General features: G+C 72.1%; 19 protein-coding genes. 12 read left to right on the forward strand and 7 right to left on the reverse strand.

The window, feature by feature from the left end:
• Positions 1-167: 167 nt before the first annotated feature.
• The 4 genes from ACWDX7_RS27560 (at position 168) to ACWDX7_RS27575 (ending at position 3,800) form a co-directional block, all read left to right on the forward strand.
• Positions 168-1,370 carry an ArsA family ATPase gene (locus ACWDX7_RS27560; protein WP_451492489.1) on the forward strand — a complete coding sequence of 401 codons (1,203 nt, stop codon included), beginning with the start codon at positions 168-170 and terminating at the stop codon, positions 1,368-1,370.
• A 75-nt stretch (positions 1,371-1,445) separates the two neighbouring features.
• The gene (locus ACWDX7_RS27565) at positions 1,446-1,970 is read left to right on the forward strand and encodes a DUF5304 domain-containing protein (RefSeq protein WP_451492488.1); all 525 of its coding nucleotides are present in this window, start codon (positions 1,446-1,448) and stop codon (positions 1,968-1,970) included.
• A 61-nt stretch (positions 1,971-2,031) separates the two neighbouring features.
• Positions 2,032-2,973 (forward strand): ROK family glucokinase, encoded by a 942-nt coding sequence (locus ACWDX7_RS27570; protein ID WP_451492487.1) that lies wholly within the window; start codon positions 2,032-2,034, stop codon positions 2,971-2,973.
• Between the two features lie 68 nt (positions 2,974-3,041).
• Positions 3,042-3,800 (forward strand): endonuclease/exonuclease/phosphatase family protein, encoded by a 759-nt coding sequence (locus tag ACWDX7_RS27575; RefSeq protein ID WP_451492486.1) that lies wholly within the window; start codon positions 3,042-3,044, stop codon positions 3,798-3,800.
• Between the two features lie 235 nt (positions 3,801-4,035).
• Here ACWDX7_RS27575 and ACWDX7_RS27580 read toward each other — a convergent pair whose 3' ends face one another.
• Positions 4,036-4,647, reverse strand: coding sequence for a hypothetical protein (locus ACWDX7_RS27580; protein WP_451492485.1), 612 nt, complete (start codon positions 4,645-4,647; stop codon positions 4,036-4,038).
• Complete coding sequence (locus ACWDX7_RS27585) at positions 4,640-5,419, reverse strand: alpha/beta hydrolase (protein WP_451492497.1); 780 nt, start codon at positions 5,417-5,419, stop codon at positions 4,640-4,642. Before ACWDX7_RS27585 ends, ACWDX7_RS27580 begins: the two co-directional genes overlap by 8 nt.
• Positions 5,420-5,622: 203 nt before the next feature.
• On the opposite strand from ACWDX7_RS27585, the gene ACWDX7_RS27590 reads away from it, so the two are divergent.
• The 4 genes from ACWDX7_RS27590 (at position 5,623) to ACWDX7_RS27605 (ending at position 9,547) form a co-directional block, all read left to right on the forward strand.
• On the forward strand, positions 5,623-6,363 hold the full coding sequence (locus ACWDX7_RS27590; protein WP_451492496.1) for a lysophospholipid acyltransferase family protein: 741 nt from the start codon (positions 5,623-5,625) through the stop codon (positions 6,361-6,363).
• A gap of 50 nt (positions 6,364-6,413) precedes the next feature.
• Complete coding sequence (macS, locus tag ACWDX7_RS27595) at positions 6,414-7,628, forward strand: MacS family sensor histidine kinase (protein WP_451492484.1); 1,215 nt, start codon at positions 6,414-6,416, stop codon at positions 7,626-7,628.
• Positions 7,625-8,323: a response regulator gene (locus tag ACWDX7_RS27600; protein WP_451492483.1), complete on the forward strand. Its 699-nt coding sequence runs from the start codon at positions 7,625-7,627 to the stop codon at positions 8,321-8,323. Before macS ends, ACWDX7_RS27600 begins: the two co-directional genes overlap by 4 nt.
• 195 nt (positions 8,324-8,518) lie before the next feature.
• Positions 8,519-9,547, forward strand: a complete 1,029-nt coding sequence (locus ACWDX7_RS27605) for a 6-phosphofructokinase (protein ID WP_451492495.1) — start codon at positions 8,519-8,521, stop codon at positions 9,545-9,547.
• A gap of 189 nt (positions 9,548-9,736) precedes the next feature.
• On the opposite strand, the gene ACWDX7_RS27610 is transcribed toward ACWDX7_RS27605, so the two are convergent.
• Positions 9,737-11,680, reverse strand: a complete 1,944-nt coding sequence (locus ACWDX7_RS27610; protein WP_451492482.1) for a chorismate-binding protein — start codon at positions 11,678-11,680, stop codon at positions 9,737-9,739.
• 255 nt (positions 11,681-11,935) lie between these two features.
• Between ACWDX7_RS27610 and ACWDX7_RS27615 the strand changes: the two genes are divergently transcribed.
• Together ACWDX7_RS27615 and ACWDX7_RS27620 are read left to right on the forward strand one after the other, a co-directional pair.
• A complete protein-coding gene (locus tag ACWDX7_RS27615; protein WP_451492494.1) occupies positions 11,936-13,300 on the forward strand; it encodes a class II 3-deoxy-7-phosphoheptulonate synthase in 1,365 nt (454 codons plus the stop codon).
• Between the two features lie 177 nt (positions 13,301-13,477).
• Positions 13,478-13,744, forward strand: a complete 267-nt coding sequence (locus ACWDX7_RS27620) for a (2Fe-2S)-binding protein (RefSeq protein ID WP_451492481.1) — start codon at positions 13,478-13,480, stop codon at positions 13,742-13,744.
• 28 nt (positions 13,745-13,772) lie between these two features.
• Here the strand turns inward: ACWDX7_RS27620 and bfr are convergent, their stop codons facing one another.
• The gene (bfr, locus tag ACWDX7_RS27625) at positions 13,773-14,252 is read right to left on the reverse strand and encodes a bacterioferritin (RefSeq protein WP_451492480.1); all 480 of its coding nucleotides are present in this window, start codon (positions 14,250-14,252) and stop codon (positions 13,773-13,775) included.
• A gap of 173 nt (positions 14,253-14,425) precedes the next feature.
• On the opposite strand from bfr, the gene ACWDX7_RS27630 reads away from it, so the two are divergent.
• Positions 14,426-15,058, forward strand: a complete 633-nt coding sequence (locus ACWDX7_RS27630) for a sulfite oxidase-like oxidoreductase (RefSeq protein WP_451492479.1) — start codon at positions 14,426-14,428, stop codon at positions 15,056-15,058.
• 55 nt (positions 15,059-15,113) lie between these two features.
• On the opposite strand, the gene ACWDX7_RS27635 is transcribed toward ACWDX7_RS27630, so the two are convergent.
• The 3 genes from ACWDX7_RS27635 to ACWDX7_RS27645 all read right to left on the reverse strand — a co-directional run bounded on the left by ACWDX7_RS27635 (position 15,114) and on the right by ACWDX7_RS27645 (position 18,626).
• Positions 15,114-15,974: a deoxyribonuclease IV gene (locus ACWDX7_RS27635; RefSeq protein WP_451492478.1), complete on the reverse strand. Its 861-nt coding sequence runs from the start codon at positions 15,972-15,974 to the stop codon at positions 15,114-15,116.
• A 96-nt stretch (positions 15,975-16,070) separates the two neighbouring features.
• Positions 16,071-17,984: a Stk1 family PASTA domain-containing Ser/Thr kinase gene (gene pknB, locus ACWDX7_RS27640; RefSeq protein WP_451492477.1), complete on the reverse strand. Its 1,914-nt coding sequence runs from the start codon at positions 17,982-17,984 to the stop codon at positions 16,071-16,073.
• Between the two features lie 174 nt (positions 17,985-18,158).
• The gene (locus tag ACWDX7_RS27645; RefSeq protein WP_451492493.1) at positions 18,159-18,626 is read right to left on the reverse strand and encodes an NUDIX hydrolase; all 468 of its coding nucleotides are present in this window, start codon (positions 18,624-18,626) and stop codon (positions 18,159-18,161) included.
• 18 nt (positions 18,627-18,644) lie between these two features.
• Between ACWDX7_RS27645 and ACWDX7_RS27650 the strand changes: the two genes are divergently transcribed.
• A complete protein-coding gene (locus tag ACWDX7_RS27650; RefSeq protein ID WP_451751962.1) occupies positions 18,645-19,424 on the forward strand; it encodes a GntR family transcriptional regulator in 780 nt (259 codons plus the stop codon).
• Positions 19,425-19,475: the final 51 nt, after the last annotated feature.

Genomic DNA, 19,475 nt, shown 5'->3' on the forward strand with positions numbered 1-19,475 from the left:
GTGTGGACCTCCTCCGTGACGGTGACGAAGGGCACTTCGCGGTGGAGTTGCCGCGCCGTCCGCACCGTCCGGGGACGGGGCACCCGGCTGGTGCGCCGCGCCCGCGGCAACCCGGCCCGGGAGGCCCGCGCCGGGGTGGAACACGATCGAACCGGAGTACCCGCACCATGCGCATCCTGCTGATCACCGGCCCCGGTGGGGCCGGGCGCACCACGGCGGCCGCGGTCACCGCACTCGCCGCCGCGCGGCAGGGGCGGCGGGTGCTGCTGCTGTCCGGCGATCCCGGGGACCCGCTCGGCGCGCTGACCGGGGCGCCGACGGGGGAGTCCGCCGAGGTGGCGCCGGGACTGCGGGCCGTGCCCGTAGCCGCCGGGTTCCACGTGGCCCGGATCGACTCCGGCGAGGAGTTCCGCGCGGAACTCGTAGCCCTCCAGGAGCGCGGCTCAGCACTGCTCGGGATGGTCGGGGCCCGGCCGCTCGGGTCCGAGGAGCTCACCGAGCTGCCCGGCGCCGAGCAGTTCGCGCTGTTGCGCGCCCTGCGCAGGGCCGCCGCGGCACCGCGGACCGACCTCGTCGTCGTGGACATGCCGCCCCTGCACCAGACCGTGGCCGCCCTCGCCCTCCCCGCCCAGCTGCGGCGCTACCTCACCCGGCTGCTCCCCGCCGAACGGCAGGCCGCCCGCGCCCTGCGGCCCGTACTGGCCCAGCTCGCCGGCGTACCCATGCCCGCGCAGTGGCTCTACGGGGCCGCCGCGCGCTGGCACGAGGAGCTGGCCGCCGTCCAGGCCGTCGTGGAGGCCGGTACCACCGAGGTGCGGCTGGTCGCCGAGCCCGGCCCGGCCGCCGCCGACGCCCTGCGGCTGGGGCGGCTGGGACTGGCGCTCCAGGAGCTGCCCGTCTCCGCGGTCCTCGCCAACCGCGTCCTGCCGCCGGGCTCCGCCGACCTCTGGCTCGCCGGACTCGCCGCCCAGCAGGAGAAGTACGCCGCCGAATGGGCCGCGGACACCCCCGTGATCCCGCTGCCCCACCTCGGCCGGGACCCGCGCGGCCCCGAGGACCTGGCGCTCCTCGCCACCGCTGCGGGGCTCGTGCCGGACGGGACCGCGCCCCGCACCTCCTGGCCCGTCGAGGACCGGCTCGCCGAGGAGGGGATCCTCGTCTGGGTGGTACCGCTGCCCGGCGCGCAGAGGAGCGACCTCGACCTCATCCGGCGCGGCGACGAACTGCTGCTGACCGCCGGCCCGTACCGCAGAATCGTCCCCCTTCCCGCCGCGCTGCGCCGCTGCTCCGTCTCCGGCGCCGCCCTGGCCGGAGGCGAGCTCCGCATCCGCTTCACCCCCGACCCCGCTCTGTGGCCCCGGACGCGCTGAACCCCGTACCGCCGTTCGGGTACGGTCGAAGGTAGCCAGTACCGCCGACCGGCATCCGCCGCAGGAGAGTCCGCCATGAGCGAGGCCACCGACCGCCCCACCGACGACGACGCCTGGGCCAAGGCCTGCGCCGAGGACCTCGCCGCCGAGAAGGAGCGCCTGCGGGGCGGCCAGGGCGGCGGCGGGACCACCGGGACCACCGGGAACGCCGCCGAGGAGCTGTTCAAGCTCTTCGAGGCCGTGGCCGACAAGGTCTCCGGGCTGAGCGGCCCGCTGATCGGCGGCGCCGCCCAGGGCGCGGTCCGCCAGTTCGTCAACCAGGCGAAGAGCGCCGCCAAGCCCGTCGTCGAGCGCAACCCGGAGGTCTTCGAGCATCTCGCGGCCGCCGGCTCCGAGCTCCTCGCCGCCTACCGTTCGGCCGTCGAGGGCCACGAGCGCCGCTGGACCCGGGAGGAGCCGACCGCTTCCAGCCGTCCCCGGCAGGAGCCCCGCGAGCCCCGGGGACCTCAGCCCTCCCAGGGGCCCCAGGCGTCCGGGGACCGTGACCCGCGTGACGAAGGCCCGGAGGCCGGGCCCAGCCAGCGGATCGATCTCGACTGAACCTCCGCCACCCTCGGGTACCTTTGGCCGTGGCGGGGTTTGACCGGAAACCGAGGGACTAATGGGACTCACCATCGGCGTCGACATCGGCGGCACGAAGATCGCGGCCGGCGTGGTCGACGAAGAGGGCACCATCCTTGAGACGTACAAGGTGCCCACCCCGCCGACCGCGGACGGAGTGACGGACGCCATCTGCGCCGCCGTCTCCGAAGTCAGCAGCAGCCACACCATCGACGCCGTCGGCATCGGCGCCGCCGGATACGTGGACGACAAGCGCGCCACCGTGCTCTTCGCGCCGAACATCAACTGGCGGCACGAGCCTTTGAAGGACAAGGTCGAGCAGCGCATCGGCCTGCCCGTCGTCGTCGAGAACGACGCGAACTGCGCGGCCTGGGGCGAGTACCGCTTCGGCGCCGGCCAGGGCCACGAGGACGTCATCTGCATCACGCTCGGCACCGGCCTGGGCGGCGGCATCATCATCGGCAACAAGCTGCGGCGCGGGCGCTTCGGTGTCGCCGCGGAGTTCGGCCACGTCCGCGTGGTCCCGGACGGCCTGCTGTGCGGGTGCGGAAGCCAGGGCTGCTGGGAGCAGTACGCCTCCGGGCGCGCGCTCGTCCGGTACGCGAAGCAGCGGGCGAACGCCACCCCCGAGAACGCGACGATCCTGCTCGGGCTCGGCGACGGCACCCCCGAAGGCATCGAGGGCAAGCACATCAGCGCGGCCGCCCGGCAGGGCTGCCCCGTGGCCGTCGACTCCTTCCGGGAACTGGCCCGCTGGGCCGGCGCGGGCCTGGCCGACCTGGCCTCGCTCTTCGACCCGTCGGCGTTCATCGTCGGCGGCGGCGTGTCCGACGAGGGCGACCTGGTCCTCGACCCGATCCGCAAGTCCTTCAAGCGCTGGCTGATCGGCGGCGCCTGGCGTCCGCACGCGCAGGTCCTCGCCGCGCAGCTGGGCGGCAAGGCCGGGCTCGTCGGCGCGGCGGACCTGGCGCGCCAGGGCTGACCCTCCCTTTGCCATCACTGCCCGCCGCGACCCTTGGGGAGCGGCGGGCAGCTGCGTATGTTGCCGCCATGAACCAGACGCTCACCCTGCCGACGCCGTGTACGGAGCCGGACGGCTCGGCCGTGATCCGGGTGCTCAGCTACAACATCCGCTCCCTGCGCGACGACGAGGACGCGCTGGCCAGGGTGATCCGGGCGTGCCAGCCGGACCTGGTCTGCGTACAGGAGGCGCCGCGGTTCTTCCGGTGGCGCAAGCACGCGGCGCGGCTCGCCGCGAAGTGCGATCTCGTGGTCCTCGGCGGCGGCGCGACGGCGGCCGGGCCGCTGCTGCTGTGCTCCCTACGGGCCTTCGTGGAGCGGACGCAGGACGTACTGCTCCCGCTGACGCCCGGGCTGCACCGGCGGGGCTTCGCCACGGCCGTGGTCCGCATCGGCGCGGTGCGGGTCGGGCTGCTTTCGGGGCACCTGTCGCTCCAGCGCGAGGAGCGCGCGGCGCAGGCCGGGATGCTGCTGGAGCGGCTGGCCGCGCTGGACGTCCCGTACGCGATCGCCGCGGGCGATCTGAACGAAGACCCGGAGGGGCCGGCCTTCAGCCGGCTCGCCGCGGAGCTCCAGGACTGCTGGGCGGTGGCGCCGTGGGGAGGCGGGCCGACCTTTCCGCCGGCCGAGCCGCGGCGGCGGATCGACGCGGTCTTCGCCACGCCGGGGGTGGAGGTCCTGGGCTGCGGTGTCCCGGCGGGGCTGCCGGGGGTGACCCCGGCCGACCTCCGGGCGGCGACGGACCACCTCCCGGTCCTGGCAGCCCTCCGCCTCCCGGCCCCGGCGTAGCCCTGCCCCTGCCCTCAAGCGCCGGGCGGGCTGGAAATGCGGCCGGGGGGCGGTGCGGATCCTTGCGGGCGCTTGCGGGGCGGGCTTGGCGGGTGCAGGCCGGGCTCCGCCCCGACCGTGCCCTCAAGCGCCGGGCGGGCTGGATTCCGGGCTGCTACCCGGGCGGGGTTCGTACGGCGACGGCACCCGAGGTGGGCTCGGGGGCGTCGGAGACGGGGCGCGGTCGTGGGAGGGCTCAGACCACCGCGCCGCGGCCCCGGTCGTCGTCCTCGTCGTCATCGTCGCCCTGCGGCATGCGGGCCACCAGCGTCGCGAAACCGCCCAGGAAGCCGCCGATGCCCAGCGTCGTGAGCCACCAGGTCATCTCCCAGCCCAGCAGCACCGCCAGCAGCAGGAGCACCGGCCCGCCCACCACCGCGAGCCACGCGAACTTGGCCGTCGCGTCCGCGGGCGGGAGCTCCGGATCGGGCTGGACGAAGCCGCCATCCTCCGCCGGGGTCAGGTCGTCGTCCTGCGGCTCGGCCAGCGAATGGTCCCGCGGGCCTGCCATGCCCACGCCCGGGGCGAAGACCACCGAGCTGCCCAGGGCGGCGGGCGGCCCGCCCTCGGCCGTGGACTTCGGCTCGGGCTCGGGCTCGGGCTCGGATCCCGGCTCCGGATCGGCGCCCGGCTCCGGCGGCAGCGGTTTGACGTCGTCCTCCGGCAGCATCAGGTTCTCGATCGGTCTGAACGGCCGCGCCCCGGGCGGGTCCGGCGGTTCCTGTCCGTACCCGGCGACGATCGCCGCCCACGCCGCTTCCTCGTCCAGCGGCGGCACCCCGCCCGACTGCTCCTCGTGCTCAGCCACCCGCCCGAGCCCCCTCCCTGCCCACGCTGTCCGCCAGCCGGCCGACGAACGCACAGCTCTCCGCGAAGATCCGCTCCGCATCGTGGTCCAACGTCGCGACGTGGTAGCTCTGTTCCAGCAGGATCTCGGTGACGTCCGTCGAGGACACCCGCGCCAGGATCCGCGCCGAGTCGGCCGGCGGCACGACGTGGTCCTGCGGGCTGTGCAGCAGCAGTACCGGCTGTGTCACCTGGGGCAGATCGGTGTCCACGAGCTGGAGGAACTTCCGCAGCGAGTGCGCGGCCCGGGTCGGGACCCGGTCGTAGCCGACCTCGACCGAGCCCGGCTTCGCGATGTCGCTCGCGATGCCCGGCGTCGACCGGATGAAGTGCCGGGCCACCGGCAGGGCGACGGCCAACGGGTCGTGCAGCCTGTTCGCCGGGTTCACGAGGACGATGCCGCTGACCGCCTCCCCGTGCTTCGCGGCCAGCCGCAGCGTGAGCGCGCCGCCCATCGACAGCCCGAAGACGAACACCTGCCGGCACCGGTCCAGCAGTTCCCGCAGCGCGCGGTCCACCTCGGCGTACCAGTCCTGCCAGCCCGTGAGCTGCATGTCCTGCCAGCGCGTCCCGTGTCCGGGCAGCAGCGGCAGCGACACCGTCAGCCCCTGCCCGGCCAGATACTCGGCCCAGGGGCGCAGCGACTGCGGGGAACCGGTGAAGCCGTGGCAGAGGAGGACACCGACCTCTCCGCCCTCGTGGCGGAACGGCTCGGCTCCAGGGAGGACGGGCACCAGGGTCTCCTTGATCATGATGTACGCCGGTAAGGGGGTGTTCTCAGGCGGATGACGGCGATGCGGGGTGCGTTGCGCTGTGTGACTTCACCGTACGCGACCGGGATGACACGGACCAGGGTCGTCGGGCCGCTCCGGGCTTGGCCACGGGTTAAGGTCTGTTCGACAGACACAGGAAGGCTTTCGAGTTGATCTACGGCGCAATGAAGTTCTCCATCGGCGGGTCACTGAAGCTTGCCTTCAGGCCGTGGGTGGAGGGCCTCGAAAACATTCCCGCGGAGGGGCCGGCGATCCTCGCGAGCAACCACCTTTCCTTCTCCGATTCCTTCTTCCTCCCGGCCGTGCTGGACCGGAAGGTCACCTTCATCGCGAAGGCGGAGTACTTCACCTCCCCGGGCGTCAAGGGCAGGCTGACGGCCGCCTTCTTCAAGGGCGTCGGCCAGCTCCCCGTGGACCGCTCCGGCGCGCGCGGGGCCGGCGAGGCCGCCATCAAGAGCGGCGTCGAGGTCATCGAGCGCGGGGAGCTGTTCGGTATTTACCCCGAGGGGACGCGTTCACCCGACGGGCGCCTCTACCGCGGCAAGCCGGGCGGTCTGGCGCGCGTGGCCCTGGCCACCGGCGCCCCCGTCATCCCCGTGGCGATGATCGACACGGAGAAGATCCAGCCGCCCGGCAAGGTGATCCCCAAGTTGATGCGCCCGGGCATCCGGATCGGCAAGCCGCTGGACTTCAGCCGCTACCACGGCATGGACGGCGACCGCTTCATCCTGCGCTCGGTGACCGACGAGGTCATGTACGAGATCATGAAGCTGTCCGGCCAGGAGTACGTCGACATCTACGCGACGGCGGCCAAGCGCCAGATCGCCGATGCGGAGAAGACGGAGAAGGCGGCCAGGGCCGAGAAGGCCGCCAGGGCCGCCAAGGCGGACAAGAGCGCCGGATAGCGCGGCGTTGCTTGCACCGCGGGGGTGCGGGGGCTGCGGGGGTGGGGGAGATGGCGAAGCGCGAGCGCGTCGTACGCATGTCGGTCGAACAGCCGCTGTGGCGCGCCCTGACGACCTACCGGCTGATCACCATGGTCTACGCGGTACTGCTGTTCGCCTCCGCTTACAAGGAGTTCGACCGGCCGTGGATCGCGGCCGGCTACCTCGCCGTCCTCGCCGCCTGGACCCTGGCGACCTCCCACAAGGTGGCGGGCGCCGCCAGCTGCACCAAGCGCTTCCTCGGCGCCGACCTCACCGTCGCCGTCGTCGGGATCCTGCTCACCCCGCTCGCGGACACGCACGCGCGGATCGCCTCCGGCGGCCCCACCCTCCCTTCGATCTGGACCGCGGGCTCGGTCCTCGCCTTCGCCATCAAGGGCGGCTGGCGGTGGGCCTGCTTCGCCTCCAGCTTCGTCGCCGCCGCCAATCTGGCGCAGCGCGGCGAACCGACCCGGGACACCCTGCACAACGTCCTGCTGGTCTGGGTCGCCTCCATCGCCATCGGCTACGTCGTCGAGGTCGCCCGGGCCAGCGAGGCCACCCTGGCCCGCGCCCTGGAGATCGAGGCCGCCACCCGGGAGCGCGAGCGCCTCGCCCGCGACATCCACGACGGGGTCCTCCAGGTCCTCGCCATGGTCCAGCGGCGCGGCACCGAACTGGGCGGTGAGGCCGCCGAGCTCGGCCGGATGGCCGGTGAGCAGGAGGTGGCGCTGCGCACGCTCGTCTCCAGCGGGCTGGTGCACCCCTCCCGGGTCTCCCGCGACGGGTCGCGGGGCGCGCTGGTGGACACGTACGACGAGGAGGAACCCGGCGCCGACGACGCCGAGCTGGACCTCCGGACGCTCCTCGCGCCCCACGCCGGGTCGAGGGTCAGCTTCGCCGAGCCGGGCACCCCGGTTCCGCTGCCGGTGCCCGCTGCCAGAGAACTCGCCGCGGCGGTCGGCGCCGCCCTCGACAACGTGCGCAAGCACGCGGGGGAGGGGGCCAGTGCCTGGATCCTGGTCGAGGACTGGGGCGACGAGGTGATCGTGACCGTCCGCGACGACGGGCCCGGCCTCGCGGCGGGCCGGCTCGACCAGGCCGAGGGCGAGGGCCGGATGGGGGTGGCCCTGTCCATCCGGGGCCGGTTGCGCGACCTCGGCGGCAGCGCCGAGCTGGTGTCCGTCCCCGGGCAGGGCACCGAGGTGGAACTGAAAGTACCCAGGGGCAGGACGGGCAACCGATGAACGAACGGACCGAGTTGAACCAGCCGAGCGAACTGCGCGAGATCAAGGTGATGGTCGTCGACGACCATCCGATGTGGCGGGACGCGGTGGCCCGCGACCTGGCCGCCGCGGGCTTCGACGTGGTGGCCACCGCCGGCGACGGTCCCGAGGCGGTACGCCGGGCCCGCGCCGCCGTCCCGCACGTCCTGGTCCTGGACCTCAACCTGCCCGGGATGCCGGGAGTCCAGGTCTGCAAGGAACTGGTCGGCGCCAACCCGGCGCTGCGGGTCCTCGTCCTGTCGGCCAGCGGTGAACACGCGGACGTGCTGGAGGCGGTGAAGTCCGGCGCGACCGGCTACCTGCTGAAGTCCGCGGGCGCCCAGGAGTTGATCGACGCCGTGCGCCGCACGGCGGTCGGCGACCCGGTCTTCACCCCGGGCCTGGCGGGCCTGGTGCTCGGCGAGTACCGGCGCCTGGCCACCGACCCGGCGCCCGCCGCCGCCGACGAGCCGAAGGCGCCGCAGCTGACCGACCGGGAGACCGAGGTGCTGCGGCTGGTGGCCAAGGGGCTCTCGTACAAGCAGATCGCGGAGCGGCTGGTCATCTCCCACCGGACGGTGCAGAACCATGTCCAGAACACCCTGGGCAAGTTGCAGCTGCACAACCGGGTCGAGCTCGTCCGGTACGCGATAGAGCGGGGCCTGGACGATGCCTAGCCAGCCTCCGACTCGCTTTCATCGGGCCTTGGTCGGGCCTTAGTCGGGTTTTCGTACGGACGATCGTGTCGACGTCCTTCGTTCGAGTGAACGGCGTACCCAACGCCCGCCGATTCCACCGGAATCGGGCCGCGCTGGACCCTTGCTGTGACCTGAGTCACCACTAGCGTGACCGTCATGGCGAAGGGAAATTCCATGAAGGTCGGAGTGCTGACCGGCGGCGGCGACTGCCCCGGGCTCAACGCGGTGATCAGGGCCGTCGTCCGCAAGGGCGAGCAGGAGTACGACTACCGGTTCATCGGATTCAAGGACGGCTGGCGCGGTCCGCTCGACGGGGACACCGTCCCGCTGAACATCCCCGCCGTCCGCGGGATCCTCCCCCGCGGCGGCACCATCCTGGGCTCCTCGCGCACCAACCCCCTCAAAACGGAGGGCGGGGTGCGCAGGATCAAGGACAACCTCGCCAAGTACGAGGTCGACGCGCTCATCGCGATCGGCGGCGAGGACACCCTCGGGGTGGCCGCCGAGCTGTACGGGCAGTACGGCATCCCCTGCGTCGGCGTGCCGAAGACCATCGACAACGACCTGTCCGCCACCGACTACACCTTCGGCTTCGACACGGCCGTCGGCATCGCCACCGAGGCCATCGACCGGCTGCACACCACGGCCGAGTCGCACATGCGGGTCCTGGTCGTCGAGGTGATGGGCCGGCACGCCGGCTGGATCGCCCTGCACTCGGGGCTGGCGGGCGGCGCGAACGTCATCCTCATCCCGGAGCAGCGCTTCGACATGGACCGGGTGTGCGCCTGGGTCACCTCGCGGTTCAAGGCGAGTTACGCCCCGATCGTGGTGGTCGCGGAGGGGGCGATGCCCAAGGACGGGGAGATGGTGCTGAAGGACGCGACGACCGACTCCTTCGGGCACGTCCGGCTGTCGGGCGTGGGCGAGTGGCTGGCCAACGAGATCGAGGCGCGCACCGGCAAGGAGGCCCGGACCACCGTGCTCGGGCACATCCAGCGGGGCGGGACGCCGAGCGCCTTCGACCGGTGGCTGGCGACCCGGTTCGGCCTGCACGCCATCGACGCGGTGCGTGACGGCGACTTCGGCAAGATGGTCGCGCTGAAGGGCACGGACATCGTCCGGGTGCCGATCGCCGAGGCCACGGCCAAGCTGAAGACCGTCGACCCGGCGCTGTACGCGGAGGTCGGGGTCTTCTTCGGCTGAACGGCACGTCCCCAGCCCCCGCGTCCCTCCGTACGCACACCTGCACACGCAGGCCGCAGCCCCGGACCGCAGCCCCGGCCCGGCCGGGGGCGGCGGCCCAGCCGGGCGGGCGCCGGGGGAAGCCGGACCCGCCCGGGGCCCGGACCCGCCCAGCGGAAGAGGGGCGCGGGGGCAGGTCCGCGCGGCGGATCAGACCCCCGCCCGGATCCGCGTCACCAACCCCCGCAGCAGTTCCGCGCCCCGCAGGGTCAGGACCGACTCCGGGTGGAACTGCACCCCCGCGAAGCCGGCGGACTCCGAGCGCAGGGCGTGGACCTCGCCCGTCGCCAGGTCCCGGGAGACCTCCACCCCGGCCGCGGCGAGGCGCGCGGAGGCCCGCGCGTCGCAGTGTGCGGTGTAGGTGTTGTAGAAGCCGACCACCTCCTCGGTCCCGAACAGGTCGATCCGCGTCTGCGCGCCCTGCGCCGGCTCCGCCTTGCGGATCAGCGGGAGACCCAGCTCCGCCGCCAGCAGCTCATGGCCCAGGCACACCCCGAGCAGGCCGTCCCGGTGACCGGCCAGCAGCTCGGCCGCCAGCGCCCGCAGCATCCGCATCTTCGGATCGCCCGCATCGGCCGGGTTCCCCGGGCCGGGCCCCAGCACGACCGGCCCCGACCAGGCCAGGGCCGCGGCCCGCAGCCCCGGATCGTCGTAGCGGCGTACGGTCACCTCCAGCCCGGCCACCCGCAGCACGTGGGCCAGCATCGCCGTGAAGGTGTCCTCGGCGTCCACCACCAGCGCGTGGCCGGACGGCGAGGAGGGCCGCTCCTGCATGCGGAGCCAGAAGGGGGCCAGGTCGGCCCGCCGGGCCGCCAGTGCCGCCCGCACCCGCGGGTCCTCCGCCAGTCCCGGCGCGTCGAAGGCCGGCCGGGGCGCGGCCGGCCGTACCCCGAGCGCCGCCAGTACCCCGGCCGCCTTCGCGTGCGTCTCGGCCACCTCGCCCGCCGGGTCGGAGTGCCGCACCAGCGTGGCCCCCACCGGCACGCGCAGCGTTCCGTCGGCCGCGATGTCGGCCGTGCGGATCAGGATGGGGGAATCCAGCGTCTGGGCCCCCGCCGGATCCAGGCCGAGCAGCGCGAGCGCGCCCGCGTAGTACCCGCGGCCGCCCGCCTCGTACCGTTCGATCACCCGGCAGGCGTTCTGCACCGGCGAACCGGTCACGGTCGCCGCGAACATCGTCTCGCGCAGCACCTCCCGCACGTCCAGCGAGGAGCGCCCGCGCAGCTCGTACTCGGTGTGCGCGAGGTGGGACATCTCCTTGAGCCGGGGCCCGACGACGACCCCGCCCATGTCCGCGACCGTGCACATCATCTTGAGTTCCTCGTCGACGACCATCGACAGTTCCTCGGTCTCCTTGCGGTCGGCGAGGAAGGCGAGGAGCGACTCGGCCGTGGGCCCTTCGGCGGGATAGCGGTACGTCCCGCTGATCGGGTTCATCACCACCGTCCCGCCCGCGCCGATTCCCCCGTCCTCGGCCGGAGAGGCCCCGCGCCCGGCCCGCCCGTTCGACATGCGGACGTGGACCTCGGGGCTGGCCCCGACCAGCGTGCGCCCGTCCGTTCCCCCGCCCCCGGTGTGGACCACGTACGTCCAGTACGCCCCGCGCTCGCCCAGCAGCAGCCGCCGGAACAGCGCGAGCGCGTCGGCGCGGCCGAAGCCGTCGATCCGGCCCTCGTAGGTGCGCCGGATCACGAAATTGGCGCCCTCCCCCCGCCCGATCTCCTCCCGGACGACCCGCTCGACGGTCGCCGCGTACTGCGCGTCGGGGACGTCGAAGCCGCCGCCCTCCACCCGCACCTCGTGCGCGGGCAGCGCAGCCAGCGCCTCGGCGAGCGGGATCTCGTACACCTCCTCGGCGACCAGCACGCTCAGCGGCGTGCCGTCGTCGCGCACGTCGAATCCGCGCTCGCGGATCTGCCGGAAGGGGACGAGGGCGAGGGTGGGCAGCGGCCCGACGGGGAGGTCGGCGAGGCGCCGCACCTCGTGGACCCGGCCGATGAGCACCTCGACGGTGTCGTGATCGCGGCCGGGGGTCCGCCGGCGCAGCAGCGCGAAGGGCGGGCAGGAGTCGTCGAGCAGTCGGCTGAGGTCCATGGGGCGGGCGTCCTTCCGGTGGGAGGGGCCGCCCGCACACAGCGAAGGCCGCCCCTCGGGCGGCCTTCGCGTGGTCGTGATCGTGTCAGTGGGTACGCGAGAGGAGTGGGCCGCCGGAAGCGGGCCACCACCAGTCCTGGTTCAGGTGCGCGTACACGAGGTGGACCTTAGCCCAGCCCGCGGGGCGCGGGGCGGATGTCCGCGGCTGTCTCACCTTGTGGGCGCCTGGCTGGACGCGGCGTGAGACGACGTAATGTGTACGAGGTGACCGTGAACGCTGAAACCCAAGCCCCCGCCGCCAAGGCGACCTGGCGAGACCTTCCCGCGGCGCAGCAGCCTTCGTACCCCGATGCCGAGGCTCTGCGCGCTGTCGTCGCGGACCTTGAGTCGTATCCTCCCCTCGTTTTCGCGGGTGAGTGCGACCAGCTGCGTGCCCGTCTGGGAGCCGTCGCCAAGGGCGAGGCGTTCCTGCTGCAGGGCGGCGACTGCGCCGAGGCCTTCGATGCCGTGTCCGCCGAACACATCCGCGCCAAGCTGAAGACGCTGCTCCAGATGAGCGCCGTCCTGACGTACGCGGCCTCCGTGCCCGTCGTCAAGGTCGGCCGCATCGCGGGCCAGTACTCCAAGCCGCGCTCCAAGGACACCGAGACCCGCGACGGCATCACCCTGCCGACCTACCGCGGTGACTCCGTCAACGGCTTCGCCTTCACCGAAGAGGCCCGGATCCCGGACCCCGAGCGGCTGAAGCGCATGTACCACGCGTCGGCTTCGACGCTGAACCTGGTGCGCGCCTTCACCACCGGTGGTTACGCCGACCTGCGCCAGGTGCACGCCTGGAACCAGGACTTCGTGAAGAACTCCCCCTCCGGGCAGCGCTACGAGCAGCTCGCGCGGGAGATCGACAACGCGCTGAACTTCATGAAGGCCTGCGGAACCGACCCGGCCGAGTTCAAGGCCGTCGAGTTCTACGCCTCCCACGAGGCGCTGCTGCTCGACTACGAGGGCGCGCTGACCCGCACGGACTCGCGCACCGGCAAGCTGTACGACACCTCCGGCCACATGGTCTGGATCGGTGAGCGCACCCGCCAGCTGGACCACGCGCACATCGAGTTCTGCTCGCGGATCGCCAACCCGATCGGCATCAAGCTCGGCCCCACCACTTCGGTGGACGAGGCACTGACCTACATCGACCGCCTCGACCCGGAGCGGGAGCCGGGACGGCTGACCTTCGTCGTCCGCATGGGCGCCGACAAGGTCCGCGACAAGCTGCCCGAGCTGGTCGAGAAGGTGACCGCCTCCGGCGCGACCGTCGCCTGGGTCACCGACCCGATGCACGGCAACACCTTCGAGGCGGCCTCCGGCCACAAGACGCGGCGTTTCGACGACGTGCTCGACGAGGTCAAGGGCTTCTTCGAGGTCCACAAGGGCCTCGGTACGCACCCGGGCGGCATCCACGTCGAGCTCACCGGTGACGATGTCACCGAGTGCGTGGGCGGCGGCGACGAGATCTTCGTGGACGACCTGCACCAGCGCTACGAGACGGCCTGCGACCCGCGGCTCAACCGCAGCCAGTCCCTGGACCTTGCCTTCCTGGTCGCCGAGATGTACCGCGACCAGTAGGGATCCAGCAGGGATCCACAGGGATCAGTCAGTACCTTCCTACGGCGACGGGGCGCGGATCGATGTGATCCGCGCCCCACCGTCGTACCGGGGCTTTTAGGTGACCCTAACTTTAGGTACGGTTAGGTAAGCCTCACCGAATCGGGGCTGAGTCGCCGAACTTTCCTCGCCCCGGGGGTGAACCGCGTGTACGTCTGCTCTTGCTTCGGCATCACGGACAAGCAGGTCAAGGCTCACGCGGCCGCCGGGGCCTGCACCCCGCGCCAGATCGCCTCCGTGACGAAGGCCGGCACCGACTGCGGCTCCTGTGTGCGCACGATCCAGGGCATCCTCGGCCGCGGGGCGTGCCCGCGCCGGGAACTGCTGGAGAAGGGCGAAGCGGCGGCCGTTCTGGCCGCCGACACGGAGCTCGCTCCCGCGCCCGAGCTGGCCGAAGCAGCGTAGGCCTGAGCCTCCCGCTCGGCTTCGGGCCCTAGCCCTCCGGCTGCTCGATCAGCTGGGCGATGTAGAGCGGCTCGCCGATGCTCTCGATGAGCTCCAGCTGGGTGTCGAGGTAGTCGATGTGGTGCTCTTCGTCCGCCAGGATCTCCTCGAAGAGGCGGGCCGAGGTGACGTCGCCCTTGCCGCGCATGACCTCGATCCCGCGCCTGAGCCGGTCGATGGCCTCGACCTCGACCTGGCGGTCCGCCTGGAACATCTCCGTGATCGTCTGGCCGACGCGCACGTGGAAGAGGCGCTGGTAGTTGGGCAGGCCGTCGAGCATGAGGATGCGCTCGGTGATCTTGTCCGCGTGCTTCATCTCGTCGATGGATTCTTCACGCGTGTACTTGGCGAGCTTGGTCCAGCCCTTGTTGTCCTGGATGCGGTAGTGCAGCCAGTACTGGTTGATGGCGGTCAGCTCGCCGGTCAGCTGCTCGTTCAGAAACTCAAGGACCTCGGGGTCGCCCTGCATCGCAGAGGCTCCTTCCAGGCAGTGTCAGCTATGTGACGGGGCAGGTGCGCGCATCCTCGCACCGCCGCAGGAGGCAGTCCAGTAAGTGCCTCCTTAGTGGGAGTTGCCGTGACTTGCCCGAATCGGTCCAGACCTGGTCATGACCACCCTGCCCAGTCTGTCACCATGGAGACATGGGTCAGCCGGAAAGCCGGGAATCTCCGGGAGCAGAGCAGCTGGAGCTTCCACCGGGGCAGCGGTTGCAGCGGGGCTGGCCGGTCACCCATTACGGCCCCGTCCCCAAGTTCAAGCCGGACCGCTGGGAGTTCCGCGTCTTCGGCGCGACGGCCGACGGCGAGAAGCACTGCTGGAACCACGAGGAGTTCACGGCGCTGCCGTTCGAATCGGTCGTGGGCGATCTGCACTGCGTGACGAAATTCAGCATGCCGGGCGCCGAATGGGGCGGTGTGCTCGCCCGTACGGTCCTCGCCCTGGCGCCGCCGGCCCCGCAGGTCACGCACGTGATGGTGTGGGCCGAGTACGGCTTCAGCTCCAACATGCGGCTGGCCGACTTCGCCTCCGAGCGGACCGTCTTCGCCACGCACCAGGGCGGCGAACTGCTGACCGCCGAGCACGGATTCCCGCTGCGGCTCGTGGTCCCGCACCTGTACGCCTGGAAGGGCCCGAAGTGGGTCCGCGGCGTCGAGTACATGACCGCCGACCGCCGCGGCTTCTGGGAGGAGCGGGGCTACCACAACATCGGCGACCCCTGGCGCGAGCAGCGCTACTCCTACCAGGAGGAGCCGGGGGACGGGCCGGAGCTGTAGGGCTCCTCTCGGGCCTGCTGGGAAGGGCGCCGCTCGGGAAGGCGGGGCGCGGGGATCACCCGGAGCCGCGCAGCTCCTTCAGCAGCGCCACGTCCGCCGCATGGCCTTCCTTGCCGCCGGGCGTCTCCGTGATCAGCGGTACGCCGTCCATCGCCGGGTGGGTGAACAGCTCGGCGAAGGCGTCCCGGCCGATGTGGCCCTGGCCGATGTTGGCGTGCCGGTCCTTGTGGGCGCCCACGCCCTCCTTGGAGTCGTTCGCGTGGACCAGCTTCAGCCGGCCCTCGCCCACCGTGTCCACCAGCAGATCCAGCGTCTTCTTCGTCCCGCCCGGCTCGGCCAGGTCGTGCCCGGCCGCGAAGACGTGGCAGGTGTCCAGGCAGATCCCGAGCTTCGGGTGGTGGTCCAGCGCCTCGAAGTACGGCCCGAAGTCCCAGGTCCGCGAGCACAGCGAGGAGCCCTGCCCGGCTGTGGACTCCAGCAGCAGGAAGGGGTCGTCCTCGTGGGTCAGTTCGTCCAGCAGCGGCAGCATGTACTGCCTGACCTGCGCGTACGCCGCCTCGCGCGGGCGGCCCCCGGTCGCCGAACCGGTGTGGACCACTACCCCCAGCGCGCCGATCTCCCGGGCTCGGCGCAGCGAGTGGCGCAGGGACTCCACGGACTTCTCCACCGTCGCCTCGGTGTGCGAGCCGAAGTTGATCAGGTACGGGGCGTGCACGTAGGCCGGGATGGATTCGGCCGCGCACTGCGCCCGGAAGCGTTCGTCCTGCACCGGATTTCCGACGGGCGTGGCCCAGCCGCGCGGATTGGCGACGAAGACCTGGACCGCCTCGGCGCCCATCTCCCGCGCGTAGCCGAGCCCGACCGAGGCGAGCCCGCCGGCGACGGGGACGTGCCCGCCCACGGGATTGCGGTTCACGGGCGTGCGTAGGTTCACGGGCGTGCGTGGGTCCACGGGCGTGCGTGGGTCCACGGGCGTGCGTATGTCGTCCTGCTCCGCGTGGTCCACGTGTCCCTACAGTCCCTTGGTCTTGATGGTGATGGTGCTGCCCTCGGGGGCGTTCTGGCCGCCCGGTACCGACTGGGCTTCCACGGTGTTGCTGAAGGAGAGGAAGGGCCGGTCCACCTTCACCTTGAAGCCCGCGGCCTCCAGCGCCTTGCGGGCCACTTCCGCGTCCTGACCCGTCACGTTCGGGACGGGGAGCTGGCGCGGGCCCTTGGAGAGGGTCAGCGTCACCGTGTCCCCGGCCGCGGCCTGGGTGCCGGCGGCGACCGACTGGTTGGCGACCGTACCGGTTGGCGAGACGGAATTCACCTGTTCGGCCGCGGTCGCCACCTTCAGCCCGAGCCCCTCCAGCGTGCCGCGCGCCTGATCGACGGGGATGCCGGCCACGCTCGGGACCTGCACCGGGCGGCCCTTGCTGACCACGAGCGCGACCGCCGTGTCCGGCGCCCGCTTCTCGCCGCCCACCGGGTCGGAGCTGACCACCGAGCCCTGGGCGACGTCCTGGCTGAAGGCCTGCGTGACGATGCCCGGCGCCAGTCCCGCCTTCGTCAGCTCGGCCTTCGCCTCCTCCAGCGGCCTGCCCTTGAGGTTGGGCACGGCCACGACCTCCGGACCGCGCGAGATGGTGATCGTCACGGCGCCGTTGCCGCGGATGCGCTTGCCTCCCGGGGGATCGGTGTTCATGACGGTCCCCCGGTCGAAGGCGTCGCTGAACTTCCTGTCGACGCGCTTCACGCCGAGGCCGGCGGCGGACAGCTGGGCCTTGGCCTGCTCCTCCGTCTTGCCGAGGAGGTTGGGCACCTTGGTGAACTGGCCGGAGTTGATGTACCAGAGGCCGGTGCCCAGGCCGAGGGCGACCAGGACGCCGGCGATGACGAGGAGCACGCCGCGGCGTGGGCGCCGGCGCCCGGGCCGCGGAGCGGAGTCGACGGGAGGGAGCGGTGGCAGCGCCTCCAGGCGGGAGGTGTGCTGCACGGCCTGCTGGTCGGCCACCGGCCGGGGGATCACCCCGGTGCGGTCCTCGGCGGCCGACCGCTCCGTGGCCCGCGCCTGCGGCGGTACGGCGTCCAGCTCGCCCTCGTCGAGCCGCGCGCGGGCCGCATGGGTGAGGCCGAGCAGGGCGGCGGCGTCGTGCGGACGCAGCCCGGGGTTGCGGGCGGTGGCGTGCAGGACGAGCTCGTCGAGGGCGGCGGGGAGCCCGGGGACGGCGGCCGAGGGGGGAGGTACGTCCGCGTTGAGGTGCTGGTAGAGCACCTGGGCCGGGTTGACCCCCGTGTGGGGTTTGGAGCCGGTGAGCATCTCGTAGAACACGACACCGCAGGCGTAGACGTCGACGCGGGTGTCGGTGACGCCGTCCTCGATCTGCTCGGGAGCCAGGTAGGAGACGGTGCCGAGCAGGGAGCCGGTGGTGCTGGTGACGGAGTCGACGGACCGGACCAGCCCGAAGTCGGCGACCTTGACGCGGCCGTCGTCGCCGATCAGGACGTTCTCGGGCTTCATGTCGCGGTGGACGAAGCCGGCCCGGTGGGCGGCGCCGAGCGCGGCGAGCACCGGTTCCAGGATGTCGAGGGCGGCCCGGGGCTGGAGCGCGCCGCGCTCGCGGAGCACGTCGCGCAGGGTGCAGCCGGAGACGTACTCCATGGCGAGGTAGACGTACGGCCCGTCCGTGCCCTGGTCGAAGACGCCGACCACGTTGGGGTGCGCGAGCCGGGCCACGGACTTCGCCTCCCGGATGAACCGGTCCACGAAGGCGGCGTCGGCGGCGAGCGCCGGGTGCATCACCTTCAGCGCGAGGACGCGGTCGAGACGGGTGTCGACGGCCCGGTAGACCGTGGCCATGCCGCCGGCCGCGATGCGGGCGTCGACGCGGTAGCGGCCGTCGAGCACGCGCCCGACGAGGGGGTCATCCAGGGTCGTATCCACCCGCCGATTCTACGAGGGGCCCGGCGTGTCCCGACCCGGTCGCCATGGTGGTGTGCGCGGATGCACAAGCCGCAGGTCGCGGCCGTGCTTGCGCTCCATGTTGATCAGCTCGTGCCTGGTGGCCGAGTAGACCGACTACCAGGACCCCGCCGGCGCATCAGATCGACGCGCTCCTCATATCGGCACCGTTAGCCGGCGGCCGTCATGGCTTCGCACGTGGGGCCCGTTCGCATCGAGGGCGTCCAGTAGTCGGATCGCGTAGGCCTCGGACATCCGCTCGGACACCTCTTCGGGCGTGAGCCACTGGACGGCCGTCGTCTCGACTGACGCGCGTTCCGTTCCCCCGGAGGGCTTGCACCGGAACACCAAAGCCACCACTCCCACCGCGATGTTCTTGTACACGCCTGTGAGCTCGTCCACCTCGACGTGGATCCCGGTTTCTTCCAGGACCTCTCGCCGCAGCCCATCTTCCGGGGTCTCCTCCAGCTCCAGCACTCCGCCCGGCAGCTCCCACGCCCCGTTGTCCGCCCGGCGGATTGCCAGCAGTCGGCCGTCATCCCGCACTACCGCTCCGGCTACCGATACGGAATGGCGTGGCGTTGACCTGTTCGACCGTGCACTGTTACTCATGTACATGAGCATAGGAGGAAGCGAAGGACCATGGGAGCAGCTGTAGGAGAGGGCAAGGCCGTACCCCGGTACTTGCAGATCGCCGAGGACATTGTCCGGCAGATCCGCGGCGGCGCCTTGAAGCCTGGAGATCAGGTACCGAGCGAAGCCGAGATGGTCGAGCGCTACGGCGTCTCGGGTGGGACCGTCCGCAAAGCCATGCTGGAGATCCGCGCCAGCGGTCTCGTAGACACGCGACACGGCAAGGGCTCGTACGTGAAGGCCCGCCCGCCGGTACGCCACCGGTCTTCGGACCGCTTCCGCCGGTCGCTGCGACAGGGCGGCAGAGCCGCGTACCTTGCCGAGTCCGAGCAGTCCGGGGCTACCGCGAAGGTCAGCGTCATCCACATTGGGCCCATAGAGGCCCCGGACGGAATCGCTCAGCGGCTAGGCGTGGACGTGGGGACTCAGGTACTCACTCGCCGCCGCCTGTACTTCCGTAACGGCACGCCCGTGGAGACCGCGACGTCCTACCTGCCGTGGGACGTGGTACGCGACATCCCGGAACTCTTCGCCGAGAATCCCGGGGGCGGCGGCATCTACGCCCGCCTGGAGGAACACGGTCACGTCTTCGCGGAGTTCGTGGAGACGTTGCAGGCGCGGCCTGCCGCCAAGGCCGAGGCATCGGAACTGGCACTGAGCCCGGGCGCTCCGGTGATCCATCTGGTGAGGGAGGCGGTCACGGAAGCGGGTCGCGTAGTGGAAGTCTGTGACACTCTCATGGCCGCTGACCAGTTCGTCTTCGAGTTCCGTATCCCCGCGACCGACTGACGTCCCCTCAACTGCCCTCAGCCCGCCACGAGTCTCCTTTGATGGCGGGTT

This window comes from Streptomyces sp. NPDC003034, assembly GCF_053591375.1.

Excerpts from the sequence above, each read along its gene's own strand:
- ACWDX7_RS27605 (WP_451492495.1), top strand. The coding sequence starts at position 8,519 with ATGAAGGTCGGAGTGCTGACCGGCGGCGGCGACTGCCCCGGGCTCAAC.
- ACWDX7_RS27560 (WP_451492489.1), top strand. The coding sequence starts at position 168 with ATGCGCATCCTGCTGATCACCGGCCCCGGTGGGGCCGGGCGCACCACG.
- ACWDX7_RS27565 (WP_451492488.1), top strand. The coding sequence starts at position 1,446 with ATGAGCGAGGCCACCGACCGCCCCACCGACGACGACGCCTGGGCCAAG.
- bfr (WP_451492480.1), bottom strand. The coding sequence starts at position 14,252 with ATGCAGGGCGACCCCGAGGTCCTTGAGTTTCTGAACGAGCAGCTGACC.
- ACWDX7_RS27610 (WP_451492482.1), bottom strand. The coding sequence starts at position 11,680 with ATGGACCTCAGCCGACTGCTCGACGACTCCTGCCCGCCCTTCGCGCTG.
- ACWDX7_RS27575 (WP_451492486.1), top strand. The coding sequence starts at position 3,042 with ATGAACCAGACGCTCACCCTGCCGACGCCGTGTACGGAGCCGGACGGC.
- ACWDX7_RS27650 (WP_451751962.1), top strand. The coding sequence starts at position 18,645 with ATGGGAGCAGCTGTAGGAGAGGGCAAGGCCGTACCCCGGTACTTGCAG.
- ACWDX7_RS27590 (WP_451492496.1), top strand. The coding sequence starts at position 5,623 with ATGAAGTTCTCCATCGGCGGGTCACTGAAGCTTGCCTTCAGGCCGTGG.
- ACWDX7_RS27570 (WP_451492487.1), top strand. The coding sequence starts at position 2,032 with ATGGGACTCACCATCGGCGTCGACATCGGCGGCACGAAGATCGCGGCC.
- ACWDX7_RS27600 (WP_451492483.1), top strand. The coding sequence starts at position 7,625 with ATGAACGAACGGACCGAGTTGAACCAGCCGAGCGAACTGCGCGAGATC.
- ACWDX7_RS27630 (WP_451492479.1), top strand. The coding sequence starts at position 14,426 with ATGGGTCAGCCGGAAAGCCGGGAATCTCCGGGAGCAGAGCAGCTGGAG.
- macS (WP_451492484.1), top strand. The coding sequence starts at position 6,414 with ATGGCGAAGCGCGAGCGCGTCGTACGCATGTCGGTCGAACAGCCGCTG.
- ACWDX7_RS27645 (WP_451492493.1), bottom strand. The coding sequence starts at position 18,626 with ATGCTCATGTACATGAGTAACAGTGCACGGTCGAACAGGTCAACGCCA.